The organism is Labilibaculum sp. (genome assembly GCF_963664555.1).
In the GTDB taxonomy this organism is placed as follows: domain Bacteria; phylum Bacteroidota; class Bacteroidia; order Bacteroidales; family Marinifilaceae; genus Labilibaculum.
The window spans coordinates 2,428,204-2,442,522 of sequence record NZ_OY761461.1 but is presented as its reverse complement, the minus strand read 5'-3'; the positions used below and the strand labels follow the sequence as shown (position 1 = coordinate 2,442,522).

Here is a 14,319-nt window from a genome sequence, read left to right as displayed (position 1 = left end):
GAACAGTCTGCAAATACCCAGGTTGCAAATCATTTTTATTGTGTCAGACACAAATAATATTCTTAAATTTAATCTGGCAACTAAAATAACCGAACTAACACAAGTTTTAGAACACTAACTAAAAAAGGAATTTATGCTCATTGTGCTCTGTTCCTTTGTACCTCGAGATAGTTATTATTTAATTAAACCCCTAAGTATTATGAAAAAATTAAGTTTACTTGTTGTACTCTTCTCTTTCCTATTTGTGGCCTGTGCCGATAAAAAGCCCAAAACCGAAAAAGTTGAAACTACAACCGAAATGGAAATTCAGGAAGTTGATACAATGCTTATTGATTCTCTTGCGACAGAATTGCAACAAACAAAAGATGATATTGAAGAAGCCGCTAAAGAGGTGGATCAATTATTAGAAGAATTGTAACCGTAAAAAAACAGCTATGAAAAAATTAATTATAAGTTTACTTTCCATTTGTTTTGTGATGTGCACCAGTCAGGCACTAATGGCCCAAAAAGGATTGGAAAAAAAGGGAAAAGAAAAAATCGAAAAAGTCCATAAATCTCAAAAGGATTCCATTCAAAAAGGAATGAAAGACAAAAAGACTAAATTGAAAGAAAAGGGTGAATCACATATGGACAGCACAAAGGTTCACAAGGAAAAATACAAGGATGCCAAGGAATCAATGGAAGAAAAAAAAGATTCCATGAAATCTGAAATGAAAGACAAAGGGCATGCTTATGGCAAAGATAAAGAACTGGAAGGAAAGGAATTTGGTCAAAAAAGAGCCGAACAAGCAAAAATGCACCGCGAAAAATGCCGTAAGGAATTAAACGAAACGGTAAGCCAATCGGATGAAAAAATAAAAATGGCGAAAGAAAAAATCAAGAATGCAAAAGCAAAGTTGGAGAAAGAAAAAAGCGAAGGCAAAACTTCTGATGAAATGTATCAGGAAAAATCAGAAAAAATTAAGAAAGCTGAAAACAGTATAAAAGCTTTGGAAGAAAAAGTTGAAAAAGCGAAAATGAAAGAAGAATAAAGAGAGTCTAAATTGATATAACCTCTGCTAAAAATACAAAAGTACTTAGCAGAGGTTTTTTATGTCTATAAAAATCTTCGAATATCAACCTCTTTGGCAAGAGGATAATCGTTCACCGAAAGAAAACGAACCATTTCGCGGGCAAAATAAGGTGCCAGCATTACTCCTTTTGTTCCCAATCCATTAAAAATAGCCACATGTTTGTGAAAGGGATGTGTTCCTAAAACCGGACGACGATCGATTACTGTCGGACGTATTCCAGCCCAATGATTTACGACCGTGTAGGGCAATGAAATTAAATTATCCAAACGGCCCAGCAAGTCCTTTCTGGCTTCGAGTGTAAGCTCCTCGTTCTGATTTTTCCAATCGTAGGTTGCTCCTATTTTAAAACGATTTTTTCCAATTGGCATTACAAATAAATTCTTGTTAAAAATATAATCTTCGGATAAACCTTCGCACTCAATTTCCAACAATTCTCCTTTAGTCGGGTTAAAGCCAACCTCCTTAAAATATGGGTTTTCAGCGGCGTAATGTCCTTCACAAAAAACAATTGTTTCGGCTGAAATACCATGCCAGGTAATCTCTCCATCAATAAACCCGATATCTTTGTACTTAAAATTTGCCTCTACCAAAAGTCCTTTCGATTTAAAAAACTTCCGCAGTTTTTTCAACAATTTGTCCAAAAGAAGATAACCGGAGTTGGTTACCCTTCCATAAGAATTAAAATCTTTAAAGCCACTCCCAATCGAATTGCTTTCCATTCCCACAATATAATTGGAGAAGCTGCCGTCTTCGATCCGTTCTGCCCACATTTTGGATTCATTATCCGCTAAAGGCTTTATAATATCCATCGGATACAAGAACCGATGTCCCAGGTCATTCTCCAAATCCTGATACATTTTTGTCATAACAGGCAAAACTTCATCCACCATCCAGCTCTTGGTAAGCCGCTTAAAAACAATTGGATTATACATTCCTGCAGCAACATTGGAAGCAGTACTTTTATCGGGACTCGCAACAATTGTAAAATTAAGTCCGGCCCTGTACATATCGTATGCAAGCAAAGATCCTGCTATCCCCTGTCCTACAATCAAAAATTTCTTTTCCATAAATTCCTGTTAAAATGATTCTGCAAACATAGCAATTTAAGACTAACAAGTCCTAATTACACCTTGCAGGTCTTTTTCATGCTTGTTTGAATGTAAAAAACCATTACTTTTGCAATGTTTATTAATTCTAAATTAGAATAACAAAATGCTGCTTCACAATAAACTTAGCAAAGAAGAACTAAAGAAACAACTTGAGAACGAAAACTTTAGCCGAAAAACGTTTTCCTTTTACCGATATGTGATTATTGAAAATCCACAAGAGTTTCGTGATAAACTGTATCAGAAATGGTTTGAATTGAAAGGGAAAGAAAGAATATACATTGCCCGCGAAGGGATTAATGCTCAAATGAGCATGCCCGAACACCATCTGGAAGAGTTCTTTTCTCACTTAAACAGCTTGCCCGAATTGCAGGATATGCCCATAAAATGGGCTGTTGAAGATGATGGAAAATCGTTTTACAAACTAATTGTAAAGCTGCGTCCTAAAATTGTTGCCGACGGGCTGAACGACAATTCCTTTGATGTTACCAATGTGGGAAATCACCTCTCGCCGCTTGAATTTCACGAGCAGGTAAGTCATCCCGATAGCATTGTTGTGGATATGCGCAACCATTACGAAAGTGAAATCGGGCATTTCGAAAATGCCATTTGCCCCGATGCCGATACTTTTCGCGAAGAAATTGATTTGGTAGTAGAGGATTTGAAGGATAAAAAAGATCAGAAAGTTTTGCTTTACTGCACCGGAGGAATTCGCTGCGAAAAGGCCAGTGCTTATTTAAAGCATCACGGGTTCGAAGATGTAAACCAATTGCACGGCGGTATTATTGCCTATGCACAGGAAATAAAACAGCTCGGACTGGAATCAAAATTCAGAGGAAAGAATTTCGTTTTTGATGAGCGGTTGGGCGAAAGCATCAACGAAGAAGTAATTGCCAAGTGTCACCAATGTGGAAAGGCCTGCGATACACATACCAATTGTGCCAACAACGATTGCCATTTGCTCTTTATTCAGTGCGGCGAATGCCGCGATCATTATAAAGGGTGCTGTACCGATGAGTGTACTGAAATTATTCAATTGCCCTTGGAAGAACGCATCCTTTTGCGGTCGAAATTTCACGATAAATACAGCAAAAGTCAGATTTACAGACAGCGGATCAGGCCGAAGCTAAATCAATTATAAATTAGGAATGATAAGTTATGAATTACCCCTAAAGGGATACAATTTTCAAGCTCCAAGAAAAATAAGGTACAAGGAAGAAGTAGAAAGGAACAAGAAAAAAGCAAGGAACACAAACCATCATCTGCACCGTGCTTTAGACCGGTGAGCAAAGGATAAAACACAATGCTTTTTCTCTGTGCAGCTTTGTGACCCCTGTGGTTAAACAATTTTCACAACAAAGAACTGAGGTTCACTGAGTTTTTTAACGCAATACAATCGCGCACCAGCACAAGAAAAATTAATAATGAGAAATCTATAAATAACAATAAATCTTTTTCATTAATAATTGATAATTCTTAATTTATAATTAAACATGAGCAATTTTTGGCACAACATACCAACTCCCAGCTTCTCACTCGCTCCTATGGAGGACGTAACCGACACCTCGTTTCGCGAGATCGTTTTACAAACCATGCAGGAAGGGAAACTGAACATTCTATTCTCAGAATTTACTTCGGTTGACGGCATGTGCCATCCCGTAGGACACGAGAAAGTAAAGCACCGCCTGCGGATTAACGATTCGGAGAAAGCATTGCTGAAGCAGAAAAACGTGAAGATAATTGCACAGATTTGGGGAAAAGATCCGGAGAAATACTACAAAACTGCTCAATACATTGCCCGGGAAACCGACTTTGACGGCATAGACATCAACATGGGTTGTCCGGTAAAAAATGTAGTGAAAAATGGCTGCTGTTCGGCACTTATTGCTCAGCCCGATTTGGCCAAAGAAATTATTTTAGCCACAAAAGAAGCCACCAATCTGCCCTTAAGCGTTAAAACCCGCATTGGCTTTAAAGAGGTTGTTACCGAATCGTGGATCTCTCACCTTTTGGAAATGCCGATAGATGCTCTGACCATTCACGGACGCATACAAAAACAACTATCAAACGGAATGGCCGATTGGAACGAAATCGCAAAAGCGGTACAATTAAGAAATCAACTGGCACCTCATATCAAAATAATAGGCAACGGCGACGTGGAATCGTACGAAGAGGGACTGCAAAAAGTGGCACAGCATGGTGTTGATGGTGTAATGGTAGGCCGTGGCATTTTTAAAAATCCCTGGTTCTTTTATCCCGGTAAGGGAGAAGTGAGCATGAACGAAAAGCTGGCACTTTTAAAAGAACACACCCGTGTATTCGATACAACCTGGGGAAGTGAGAAGAATTTTGCCATTCTGCGACGCTTTTTCAAAATTTACACCAGCGGATTTACCGGTGCCTCGGCCCTGCGCAATGTATTAATGAATACACACAATGCCGAGGAAGTTTACAATGCACTTGAACAGTTTACAATAAACAGTAATCAAGGAACAATTTATTAAAAAGTTTAATCACTAAGTACTCAAAAGGATAACCCGAAGTAACACAAAAAAAATTATTTCCATCAATACTTTTTCGCTCTGTGACCTCTGTGGTTATATAAATAACCATTAACACAGACATTATCAAACAAAATTCACCACAGAGAACACGGAGTATTAAAAAATAATATTTATTTACAATAGTCAAGCATTTACGTTTTTACTTTGTGCTACTTCGTGAAGAAACTTGGTGTACTTTGTGGTTAAATAAAAATTACCGCAATAAGCAGTAAACAATCGCAATCATCTTTAGACTTTAGACCTTTCCAGACTTTTCAAGACTCTTCAAGACTTTTCAAGACTTTTCCAGCCCCATGGTATAATTTTTGTGCTTATTTAGAGCAACCAACAGCTCTTTTTTCATCTACCAGTTAAGAAGTAACCAAAAGCATAAATCTAAATTGCCATGAAAACAAAAGAAACACTTTTAGCCATCTTATTTATTTTCGTAACCATAGTTTCGTGCGACAAGGATTCTAATCCTGATAAAATACCAACATGTTTTAACGATTACTTCCCACTGCATATTGGCGATACATGGGAATATAAAAATTACATCCGGAAAGCAAGCATAAGCAGTACGATCAACAATAAGGAATATACATTAATCACTAGTGAAATATTTAGGGCAGATACTCTATACGATACCAGAGAAGATTTTTACAGAGTAGAAAACGGCAAAGTATACAAGCTTTATACCGATCAATCGGATGAATTTCTTTTTGCTGATTTTACCCTTGCCGAAGGAGAATCCTGGAAATACACAGGAGAAAATATGAATGGCGACCAATGGAATGTTACCGTACAAGAAAAAATCGACTTTGATTTTGGCAACACCGTTCTTCACAATTGCAGGCCATTCTACTACGATGTTTCTGGCTGGGCCGATGAAGAGCAAGTTTATGTGTTTGCTCCCGGCATAGGTATAATCAGTAACTATTCGCCGGCTTGGGGTGCTGGTGATACCATTCAAAAGGCGCAGATTAACGGAATTGAGTATTTGTTCAATTAATTCGCCCAGGTACAAGCAAATAAATTGAATACAGACCAAACCTGGCGAGGATACCACATTAAATCACCTGCAAATTCTCCTGTAATTCCGAAGGAAAACTATAAGCATACAATTCCTTCGGAATTTCCACATCTGCCACACGAATTGCACTTTTCCCATTGTGCTGCGTCATAAAAAACTTAGTGTACTTTATGGTTCAATAAAAAATACAACAATACAAGCCCCATCCTTCAAACTGAAAACATCTAATTCTTTCGGAAATACCAACATAAAAAGTCCGAAAAGTTCAATTGAATGATCATTCTGAATCTGCCTCTTTAATTCACAGATTCCTCGATACCCCGGGATGACAATGGAACTCACTATAAAAAACACCCTTTCCTTGCCTGGACTTCCCCTAAAAAGGGAAGACTCTATTACCGACAGAAATTACCGAACGAAGGAATTCTCCCTTTTTAAGGGATTTATCGGGGAAAATGATTGGAAAATTTTAAATACAAATATGTATTGTTTAATAAAAAAAATAACTACATTTATTAATCGCTCTACATAATATTCACATAAGTAGTTCACCTTAAGAAAAATGAAATCGAATAACAATCGTTTTTTGATCAATACCAACAAGAGCAAAGACTAGAAAAAATAGTTTTTTGATCAATAATCATATCGTTAAAGCATGAAATATTGATTTTTTGTACAATGCTACTATTAGCAAAGCCCGAAAAATGGTTTTTTCACTCAATGCTACTATTAGTAAAGCCTGAAAAATGGTTTTTTTGACAAATGCTACTATTAGCAAAGCATGAAATATTGATTTTTCACTCAATACTACTATTAGCAAAGCATGAAATATTGATTTTTCACTCAATGCTACTATTAGCAATAGCAAAAAATGAACATTCGAAAAAACAATACGAGTAAAACAGAAAACAAGATTCTGAATAATTAACAAATACAAAATTAAAATTACAGACAATGACATTAATCAAGAAAGTTTCACCGAACAGCCGCAATGGCGATACAAGTGCATTACTAAGCCTTATTCTAAAAGAATTTGAGCAAAACGATTGGAGTGCTGACACTTATTTAAGCCCCATCATTAAAGATGCAAGTGCAACAAACACCGCACTGATTGAGGCATTGAGGCGATTAACAGCTTATTCTCAGATGGCAGAGAAAGACAATGTGCGCGATATGGCAATCAGAGCCTTGTTTAAGTTGGTAGAAGGCTATGTTCATATTCCTATTGCTGAGATGCAGGAAGCTGCATTAGTAGTAGAGAATGTATTGAATCAATATGGTTTGAGTATACAGAACGAGGATTATGCAGAAGAATCAGCAGATGTTGAGTCTTTATTAAACGATTTAAGCAAGCCTGATGTTGTGGCAGCCATAACAAAATTGCAGGGAGTAGCTGAAATAACAGCAAGTTTGCATGATGCCCAAAAAGATTTCGAAAATATAGCCTTGCAGCAGGCCGAAGGCGAAAGTGTGAAGAAGGATTTGGCTTCGGCCAGTCAATTGAAGAAAAAGATTATCGCAGAGATTAATGATAACTTGGTTGGCTATATGAATACCATGGCAAAGGTAAATCCTGCCACCTACGAAGCTACCGCCAAAACCATAACCGAATTAATCGATAAAAACAATGAGTTGGTAAAACGCCGCAAAAAAACAAACGTGGCAGACAGCGAATTGGTTTAAAACAAGACTAAGGGTTTCACACGATGTGAAGCCCTTTTTTTGTAGAAAAACCCACCAACAATAAAAACCTAAGCAGCAAACAAAGCCTTTTTTTTACTATTTATATTGATAAAAAAAATGAGTCAGCGTGCATCTCTGTTTTTATTTTATGCTTACTTTTAGGCTTAAGCCAAAAATAAGTGAGGTTGGCACTCCTGGGAGTAAAAGATCTCTTGCAAAAATCAAGAGTTCTTTAGATACAATTTCAGACAATAAAGAGAAGAATAACAACAACTTACAAAAAGCAACAGATAAGTGATATAAAGTACATTGTACTTTGCACATACGTTGTAGCCAATTTAAAGAAACAGAACTGCAAACAGAAAATGACTGAAGAAGAAATTTACAATAAGGCAAATAGCGTAGTAGGACTTGGTGGTATGACCGTGAATGAAAGGTTGTATGTAAGCGGATTGATGGACTTATTTGATAAAGCTAAAAAGAAAGATAAAGAATTGGCAAGAACTATTTTAGAAGCTATCAGAGTTGACCAACCATCGATTAAAAAGATTTTGAAAATATGAATTTAGGTTACATAAAGACTGGATTTAAAAATTATTTTCGGGTATGGTGGATTCCTATAATTTCATATCTGATTCCATTTGGAATATTTATTCTTGGACTTGCTTTTAAACGTGATTTTATAATTGATTTCTCCTTGATTTTGTTTTACTTAAATATTTTAGGTTCAATTATTTCTTGCGTTGTTCAAGTGTTTATCAGAAAATGGTATCTGCTATTTCCTCAATTAATTGTGGCAGGATTTCTATTTTTCTTTGTGGGTATGATTTTCACTTATTCTCCACCAGATTTTTATGGAACACATAAGAAAATACCAGAAAACATAGTGATTTCAGAACCATTAGATTCAATTCCTATTCAATCAGATTTTAACAACTATCATTTTGTATTGACAGAATATGGACAACCTGGGATTTATAAGTATTATACAGATTTAAAACCAAAAGAAAGCGGATCCTTTTTCATTAAAGCATACGAAGTAACATCAAATGACCAACTGTCAACAAATAGATTAAAAGAAAGGTCAAAGATTAAAGTGGATTCTGTTGATTTAGGAATATTTTCGAATGATTTTACAATTTATGAAGGTTCTTGGGGTGACAAATATGGAGCAAGATTTGAATTGTGGTTTGACCCAAAAGGTGACAAACCTGAATATAAATTGACCGAAAGAAATTATATAATTGAAGGATGGATGAGATAAAAACTGGCTACAATTGAGTAGATGGTCCCGACTAAAATAGTCGGGATGCACCTCTCACACCACCGTACGTACGGGTCTCGTATACGGCGGTTCGTTAAGTTAAGGGGAATAAGGAATCACGTCGAACAGGCGTGATTTGTTTGTAAATGTCGAGCATAGATTCATAACCGCGTTTCCGCAATCTTTCAAGAGTAATAGTAGTTACCAAAATAGGACTCTGAGCAATCGCCCAACCACCCATACGTGAACGAGACCATGCATAGGCTTGTCCTTGTTCAACTCCTAAACGAATCAGGTTTTTCCGTTTTCGTTCAAGTTTTTTCCAATGGTGCCAAATGCAATATCTGAGCCTGTTGCGCAGCCAACCGTCGAGATCTTGAAGTTTGACTAAAATACTTGCCATACGGAAGTTATTTACCCAACCCCGCTGAACCTCATTCAGTTTTTGGATGCGTTCCTCAAAGCTCATCGGTGTCGTTTTTCGAGTGATTAGTTTGAGCTTTTCTTTCAGTTTCTTCCAACTCTTTTCTGATACTATCAGTTGGTACTTGCCCCGCTCACCTTTCCTGTAGGTAGGCACAAAGCCAAAACCCAAAACGGTAAAATGAACAGGTCGCCGAATGCCACTCTTTTCCCGATTAATTGTCAACTTGAGTTTATTTCGTAAAAACTTGTAAACCTTGTTCCCAACTCTTCGGGCGGTAGCTTTCGATTTGGTATAAATACTAAAATCGTCGGCATAGCGGATGAATTTCAATCCCTGTTTTTCCAGTTCCCGATCCAGTTCATGCAACATGATATTGGACAGCAACGGACTCAATGGACTCCCCTGCGGTACGCCTTTTCTGCGTTTGACCAACTTGCCTTCGATTAAGATCGGGGCACGCAGCCATTTGCGGATTAAACGCATTGTTGCTTTGCATTTTACCTTGCGATATAGCTGTTGCAGTAAATGGCAATGATCGACTTCATCGAAGAAGGTCTTCAAGTCAATATCTACAATATGCTGATAGCCATCGTTGATATATCCCTGAGCTTTTAGTACTGCCTGATGCAGACTTCGGTTCGGTCTGAACCCAAAGCTAAAGTCCGAAAATTCAAATTCAAACTTTGCCGTGATAATTTGAAGTACAGCTTGCTGAAGCAAACGGTCGGTTACAGTCGGGATACCCAATAAGCGCATCTTCCCGTTTCCTTTTGGAATCTCGACTCCTAAAATGGCTTGAGGCAAATAATTACCCGAACGAACACTCTGTGTCAGTTCCGCTTTATCAATTGACATCAGATCTGAGAGTTTAGTCACGGGCATACGATCAACTCCTGCTGAACCTTGGTTCTTCTGGACTTGATGCATCGCCCGCACCATATTCTTACGTGTAAGTATTTGTTCAATCATTTTAGTTTGCTTTTTCTTTTCCCTGTTCCGCTTAATACAAAGCTAGAGTTGTGAACAATAGCTTCTTTGCAACATTTGGAACAACTTAACGTTCAGCCCTTCACTGCTCTGTGAGTCCTCCACAATCTCTATTTGTGGCTCATGGTCTTACAGCTACTATGGCCTCTGCTGACTTCTTGCCATAACCAACTCGTGGTTGACAAGACCTCCCCTGGTAAGAACATTTTCCTTCCTCCAATGCCTGCCTGATCTACTACTTCATTTATTCTCTTTATTTAAAGAGCTGGGACGTCGACATGATGTGTTGCCTTATCCAAACTTATAGCCTCATATCAGGTTCCTGTTCGTCAGTACCGGATTTTGTAGTCTCGCTTCCTTCAGTGCATACCTCACGGTAAACCACCTTGCGACTTACTAATGCTTCTGAGAGTCACCACAGTGCATAAGGGACTTGCACCCTCTGGAAAAAAAATACACCTTCCAAGAATCATTGTTTATGCTAAATTTGTATATTTAACATTTTCAACGACCTTTCGGTGGGTGTGGTCATGCTCATGCAGGGCACACACATTTTGTATAAGTAATGGCAGGCGATGTGGTAAATATCAAGGTTTGTAGTCCGCTCAAACAGCGTAGCGGTTTGACAGGAAACTACCACGCAATCTGCCACTACTCATACAATTTTTCGTTGTGTACCATATCTTGTTAACAAATTGGAGAACAAATTATTAATTGAGAGTTAGAGTATTTTATTTGAAGAACTATATTGGAATTATGAAGAAAATTAAATTAGTAGGTTTTATTATAGTTCTTTTTGCATTACAAGGATGTTCGACAAAAGAAACAAAATTCTGTTATTATCAAGATAAACGAGGATATATAGATAAAGATGTGATATGTGGTAAGAATATTGAACAGGCTAAACAAGCAAGACGAAACTATTCAAGTATACGTCCGCACAGTATAAAAGAGTTTGATATAATTTGTATTAAACACAAATTAAGGACCATAAAAGGAAAATGGCCTGTTGAAATAATAAGGCATTATCCAAAAGATGGCGTATCCAAAGTTCGATTTAGATTTACAAAAAGTTCACTTGCAGAAAGAATAGACTCAAGAGTCTCAACAGTATATTTGCCAACTGTGTTACTTCATGATACTTTGCCTAAAATTGACACAGTTAAATACATAGAATACTAGTGTAAATAGTGAATACGGTACACAACAAAAGTAACCGTTGCACAACCAAATAATATTTCTAAAAAATAAGATGGAAGCTTTAAAAGTTTTCTAATTAGCGAGCTCTTAAAGCTTCTTTTTTTAGGTTGAAAATCCCCGCTACTGCACGATTGTATCGTGTTGTACCGCACTTGGTTAGCGGTTTGAGTTGTCGACTCACTGAAATTGAACAAGAAATTTAGCAGGGTCGTCAGACTTCTCTTGTAGATTATGAATCGAAGCCTTTACAAACAATTTTGAATCAACAAACTATTTTAAAATGAAAAAATTACTGATCCTGTTTTCTTTCTCAAGCCTGTTACTGTTTGCTTGCAATACCAGTGAAACAAGCAAGACCGAAGTTATTACTTTAAGCAAAACATCTGAAAGCTGGAATGGCACTCCCCTTCCAAAATATCCTGATGGCAATGCAGAAGTAACTATTTTGAAAATAACTATCCCTCCCAAAACAAAACTGGAGCTGCATAAACATCCTGAAATTAATGCAGGCGTTTTATTAAAAGGGGAATTAACTGTAATTAGTGAAACCAACGACACGCTTCACCTTAAAGCTGGTGAATCCATTGTTGAATTAGTAAACCAATGGCATTACGGGAAAAACGATGGCACTGTACCTGCCGAGATCATTGTTTTTTACGCGGGAATTAAAGGCACTCCAATCACTATTGGCAAGCATAAGGAGGAATAAAATGATGGCTGAGGTAAGCTGCCCGACAATTCCCAACCGGGTAAAAGTAATACTCACAGACTCTATTGAATGAATCATTTTCATGTTTGGTAAAAGCATGCAAGCGAAATAAGAAAAATGGAAAAAATTATTACACTGAATCAATCAAATATTGACAAGGAACATATTTGTTGTGCTATCTCAGACAAAAAATGCAAGGACAGTTACGAATTAAAAAAAGACTGGCTGAAAAAGGAATTCGACAACGAATACGTATTCCGAAGAATTGATGCAAGAGCGAAAGTCTTTATCGAATATGGCCCCGCTGAAAAAGGATGGGTTCCCATTGAAGCCGCAAATTATTTGTTGGTAAACTGTTTTTGGGTTTCGGGCCAATACAAAGGTAAGGGTTACGGAAAAGAATTAGTAAGACTCGCCCTTAAAGATGCTGAATCACAAGGCAAAAACGGTCTGGTTACAGTTGTTGGAACGAAAAAGTTTCACTTTATGAACAATACTAAATGGCTCTTAAAACAAGAATTTGAAACTTTTGAGGAGCTGCCTTCCGGATTTAGTTTATTGGCGAAAAAGATAAACCCCAAGGCTGACAATCCAAAATTTAAAGATTCTGTAAAAAGCAACAACATGATTGATAAAAATGGATTAGTGGTTTACTATTCAAATCGTTGTCCGTTCTCAGAGTATCACGTAAGAAATTCGATGGTTGAAACAGCAAAAAAAAGAAACCTGCCGTTAAAAATTATTCAACTGGACAGTATGGAACTGGCTCAATCTGCACCAACCCCCGCAACAATTTTCAGTCTGTTTTACAATGGGAAATTTATAACCACCGATATCAGTGTTTGTATGGACAGCCGATTTGACAAAGTGATGGAAAAGCATAAATAAGACACAAGGGGAAATGAGCAATATCAAAACATTTGCTGTTCACAGCTAAAGATTCTTCGACAAGCTCAGAATGACAATGATAGTAAACCTTTCAGACCGTTTTATGAAATAATCTAATTGACACACTTCTGGATTGTGTCTTCATTCTCAGAATTCATAAGTCCTAATCAGCACCTCATCAAGGCTCTCTCCCCTCATCTCATCCAAAAGCGCCGTTTCCTTCTCAAAGCTTTTCCATTGTTTCGAAAGATCATCGCTTAGCATATAGAATTCGCATTCTTTAAATTGGCGGATCACCGATTGGGGAATCTGTTTTTTTGCTGCCCATTGGTAAAATTGATGAAAGGCTGCAACCACCTTCTGTTTATAGCTTTCGGGCAGTGCTTTTGTATTGTAATGCAAAGGACGGTCGAGTAGATTAATGTAAAGGCCATCGGCTTCAATAATCTGCTCGAGCAGGCAAATCTGGTACAAAGCAGGCAAATTCAAAATGGAAAAAACTGAAATGGTTGGGGCAATGAGAAATTTGATGTGCCTGTGTTTGCGAATCAATTCCCTGTTCGCCTGAAACTGCTCCCAATCAAAGCCTTTTCGGATGTATTCACCGAGTTTACCATGTGCATCGATGCTCGCCAATATTTCTACTTTCGAAAATTGTTTCCAGTAATCCAATACATTGTACTCTCCCATTTGAAGCAGGGAAAAGTTGGTATTGTATCGCAAGTGAATTTGTGTGGCTTTATTTTTCACCAGCCAATCAAGCAAAAGGTAATGTTCTTTGGTAAGCAAAGGTTCGCCGCCTGCAAAGTAAATTTCTTTGGCCTGCAGCAAGGCTTCTCCTGTTTCTGCAATAAACGCATCAAAATCCTGAATATTCTGCAATAAAGCTTTCTCACCTAAATTACGTTTCATTTGTTTTGCCTCGGGAAACCATCCTGAACTGGCACCATGCCAGCAGGTGCGGCAGGCAAAATTACAGGCATTCGAAAAACGGATGTCAAAAGTAAAAGGCAAATTCGTTTCCTTCTCCTGAAAATCGGCACCAAACTTTTCGTGTGTTTCCTGTCGTATGCTCTTCCCTCCGGCTTCCTCAATACGGCAACAAACTGCACAGCGGGAATCTTTTTCTCCTTTGGCAAACTTCGCTCTTAATTCGTTGATGGCATCGCCATTCCATATTTCGGCTAAAGACTGAGTATTGCAATCGCCGTAAGGAATATTGGCAACACAACAAGCTTTTACACGTCCGGCATTTCCTACATGATAATGTATCCAGGGCATCAGGCAATATGGTTTTGCTTTTGTCATTTAACAAAGATAGGAATTGAATTATGAGTTAGGAATTAATAATTATAAAATAGCATACGCTATCTTGTTCTTCTCTGTGCCTCTGTGGTTCAATTATT

14 protein-coding genes are annotated in these 14,319 nt (G+C 37.6%); 11 read left to right on the top strand and 3 right to left on the bottom strand.

Annotated elements, in window-relative coordinates; all coding sequences use genetic code 11:
• The first annotated feature begins 199 nt into the window (after nucleotides 1-199).
• Both ACKU4N_RS09745 and ACKU4N_RS09740 read left to right on the top strand, forming a co-directional pair.
• On the top strand, nucleotides 200-418 hold the full coding sequence (locus ACKU4N_RS09745) for a hypothetical protein (RefSeq protein ID WP_321322702.1): 219 nt from the start codon (nucleotides 200-202) through the stop codon (nucleotides 416-418).
• Nucleotides 419-434: 16 nt separating this feature from the next.
• A complete protein-coding gene (locus ACKU4N_RS09740; protein ID WP_321322701.1) occupies nucleotides 435-1,031 on the top strand; it encodes a hypothetical protein in 597 nt (198 codons plus the stop codon).
• A 65-nt stretch (nucleotides 1,032-1,096) separates the two neighbouring features.
• Here the strand turns inward: ACKU4N_RS09740 and ACKU4N_RS09735 are convergent, their stop codons facing one another.
• Nucleotides 1,097-2,140: an NAD(P)/FAD-dependent oxidoreductase gene (locus ACKU4N_RS09735; RefSeq protein ID WP_321322700.1), complete on the bottom strand. Its 1,044-nt coding sequence runs from the start codon at nucleotides 2,138-2,140 to the stop codon at nucleotides 1,097-1,099.
• 145 nt (nucleotides 2,141-2,285) lie between these two features.
• Here ACKU4N_RS09735 and ACKU4N_RS09730 point away from each other — a divergent pair, with 145 nt between their 5' ends.
• The 6 genes from ACKU4N_RS09730 to ACKU4N_RS09705 all read left to right on the top strand — a co-directional run bounded on the left by ACKU4N_RS09730 (nucleotide 2,286) and on the right by ACKU4N_RS09705 (nucleotide 8,702).
• Entirely contained in the window at nucleotides 2,286-3,320 is a 1,035-nt protein-coding gene (locus ACKU4N_RS09730) for an oxygen-dependent tRNA uridine(34) hydroxylase TrhO (RefSeq protein ID WP_321322699.1), read from the top strand.
• A gap of 352 nt (nucleotides 3,321-3,672) precedes the next feature.
• Nucleotides 3,673-4,683: a tRNA dihydrouridine synthase gene (locus tag ACKU4N_RS09725; protein WP_321322698.1), complete on the top strand. Its 1,011-nt coding sequence runs from the start codon at nucleotides 3,673-3,675 to the stop codon at nucleotides 4,681-4,683.
• 445 nt (nucleotides 4,684-5,128) lie between these two features.
• Nucleotides 5,129-5,734, top strand: a complete 606-nt coding sequence (locus ACKU4N_RS09720; RefSeq protein ID WP_321322697.1) for a hypothetical protein — start codon at nucleotides 5,129-5,131, stop codon at nucleotides 5,732-5,734.
• A gap of 975 nt (nucleotides 5,735-6,709) precedes the next feature.
• Nucleotides 6,710-7,438 carry a DUF6261 family protein gene (locus ACKU4N_RS09715; protein WP_321322696.1) on the top strand — a complete coding sequence of 243 codons (729 nt, stop codon included), beginning with the start codon at nucleotides 6,710-6,712 and terminating at the stop codon, nucleotides 7,436-7,438.
• Nucleotides 7,439-7,803: 365 nt separating this feature from the next.
• Nucleotides 7,804-8,001 (top strand): hypothetical protein, encoded by a 198-nt coding sequence (locus ACKU4N_RS09710; RefSeq protein WP_321322695.1) that lies wholly within the window; start codon nucleotides 7,804-7,806, stop codon nucleotides 7,999-8,001.
• Nucleotides 7,998-8,702: a hypothetical protein gene (locus tag ACKU4N_RS09705; RefSeq protein WP_321322694.1), complete on the top strand. Its 705-nt coding sequence runs from the start codon at nucleotides 7,998-8,000 to the stop codon at nucleotides 8,700-8,702. The genes ACKU4N_RS09710 and ACKU4N_RS09705 overlap by 4 nt, the downstream gene beginning before the upstream one ends.
• Nucleotides 8,703-8,796: 94 nt before the next feature.
• On the opposite strand, the gene ltrA is transcribed toward ACKU4N_RS09705, so the two are convergent.
• A complete protein-coding gene (gene ltrA / locus ACKU4N_RS09700; protein ID WP_321320622.1) occupies nucleotides 8,797-10,098 on the bottom strand; it encodes a group II intron reverse transcriptase/maturase in 1,302 nt (433 codons plus the stop codon).
• Between the two features lie 774 nt (nucleotides 10,099-10,872).
• Between ltrA and ACKU4N_RS09695 the strand changes: the two genes are divergently transcribed.
• The 3 genes from ACKU4N_RS09695 (at nucleotide 10,873) to ACKU4N_RS09685 (ending at nucleotide 12,913) form a co-directional block, all read left to right on the top strand.
• Nucleotides 10,873-11,298 carry a hypothetical protein gene (locus tag ACKU4N_RS09695; RefSeq protein ID WP_321322693.1) on the top strand — a complete coding sequence of 142 codons (426 nt, stop codon included), beginning with the start codon at nucleotides 10,873-10,875 and terminating at the stop codon, nucleotides 11,296-11,298.
• A gap of 298 nt (nucleotides 11,299-11,596) precedes the next feature.
• Nucleotides 11,597-12,025 carry a cupin domain-containing protein gene (locus ACKU4N_RS09690; RefSeq protein ID WP_321322692.1) on the top strand — a complete coding sequence of 143 codons (429 nt, stop codon included), beginning with the start codon at nucleotides 11,597-11,599 and terminating at the stop codon, nucleotides 12,023-12,025.
• A 117-nt stretch (nucleotides 12,026-12,142) separates the two neighbouring features.
• A complete protein-coding gene (locus ACKU4N_RS09685) occupies nucleotides 12,143-12,913 on the top strand; it encodes a GNAT family N-acetyltransferase (protein WP_321322691.1) in 771 nt (256 codons plus the stop codon).
• A 147-nt stretch (nucleotides 12,914-13,060) separates the two neighbouring features.
• On the opposite strand, the gene ACKU4N_RS09680 is transcribed toward ACKU4N_RS09685, so the two are convergent.
• Nucleotides 13,061-14,221, bottom strand: a complete 1,161-nt coding sequence (locus tag ACKU4N_RS09680; RefSeq protein ID WP_321322690.1) for a twitch domain-containing radical SAM protein — start codon at nucleotides 14,219-14,221, stop codon at nucleotides 13,061-13,063.
• Nucleotides 14,222-14,319 lie beyond the last annotated feature (98 nt).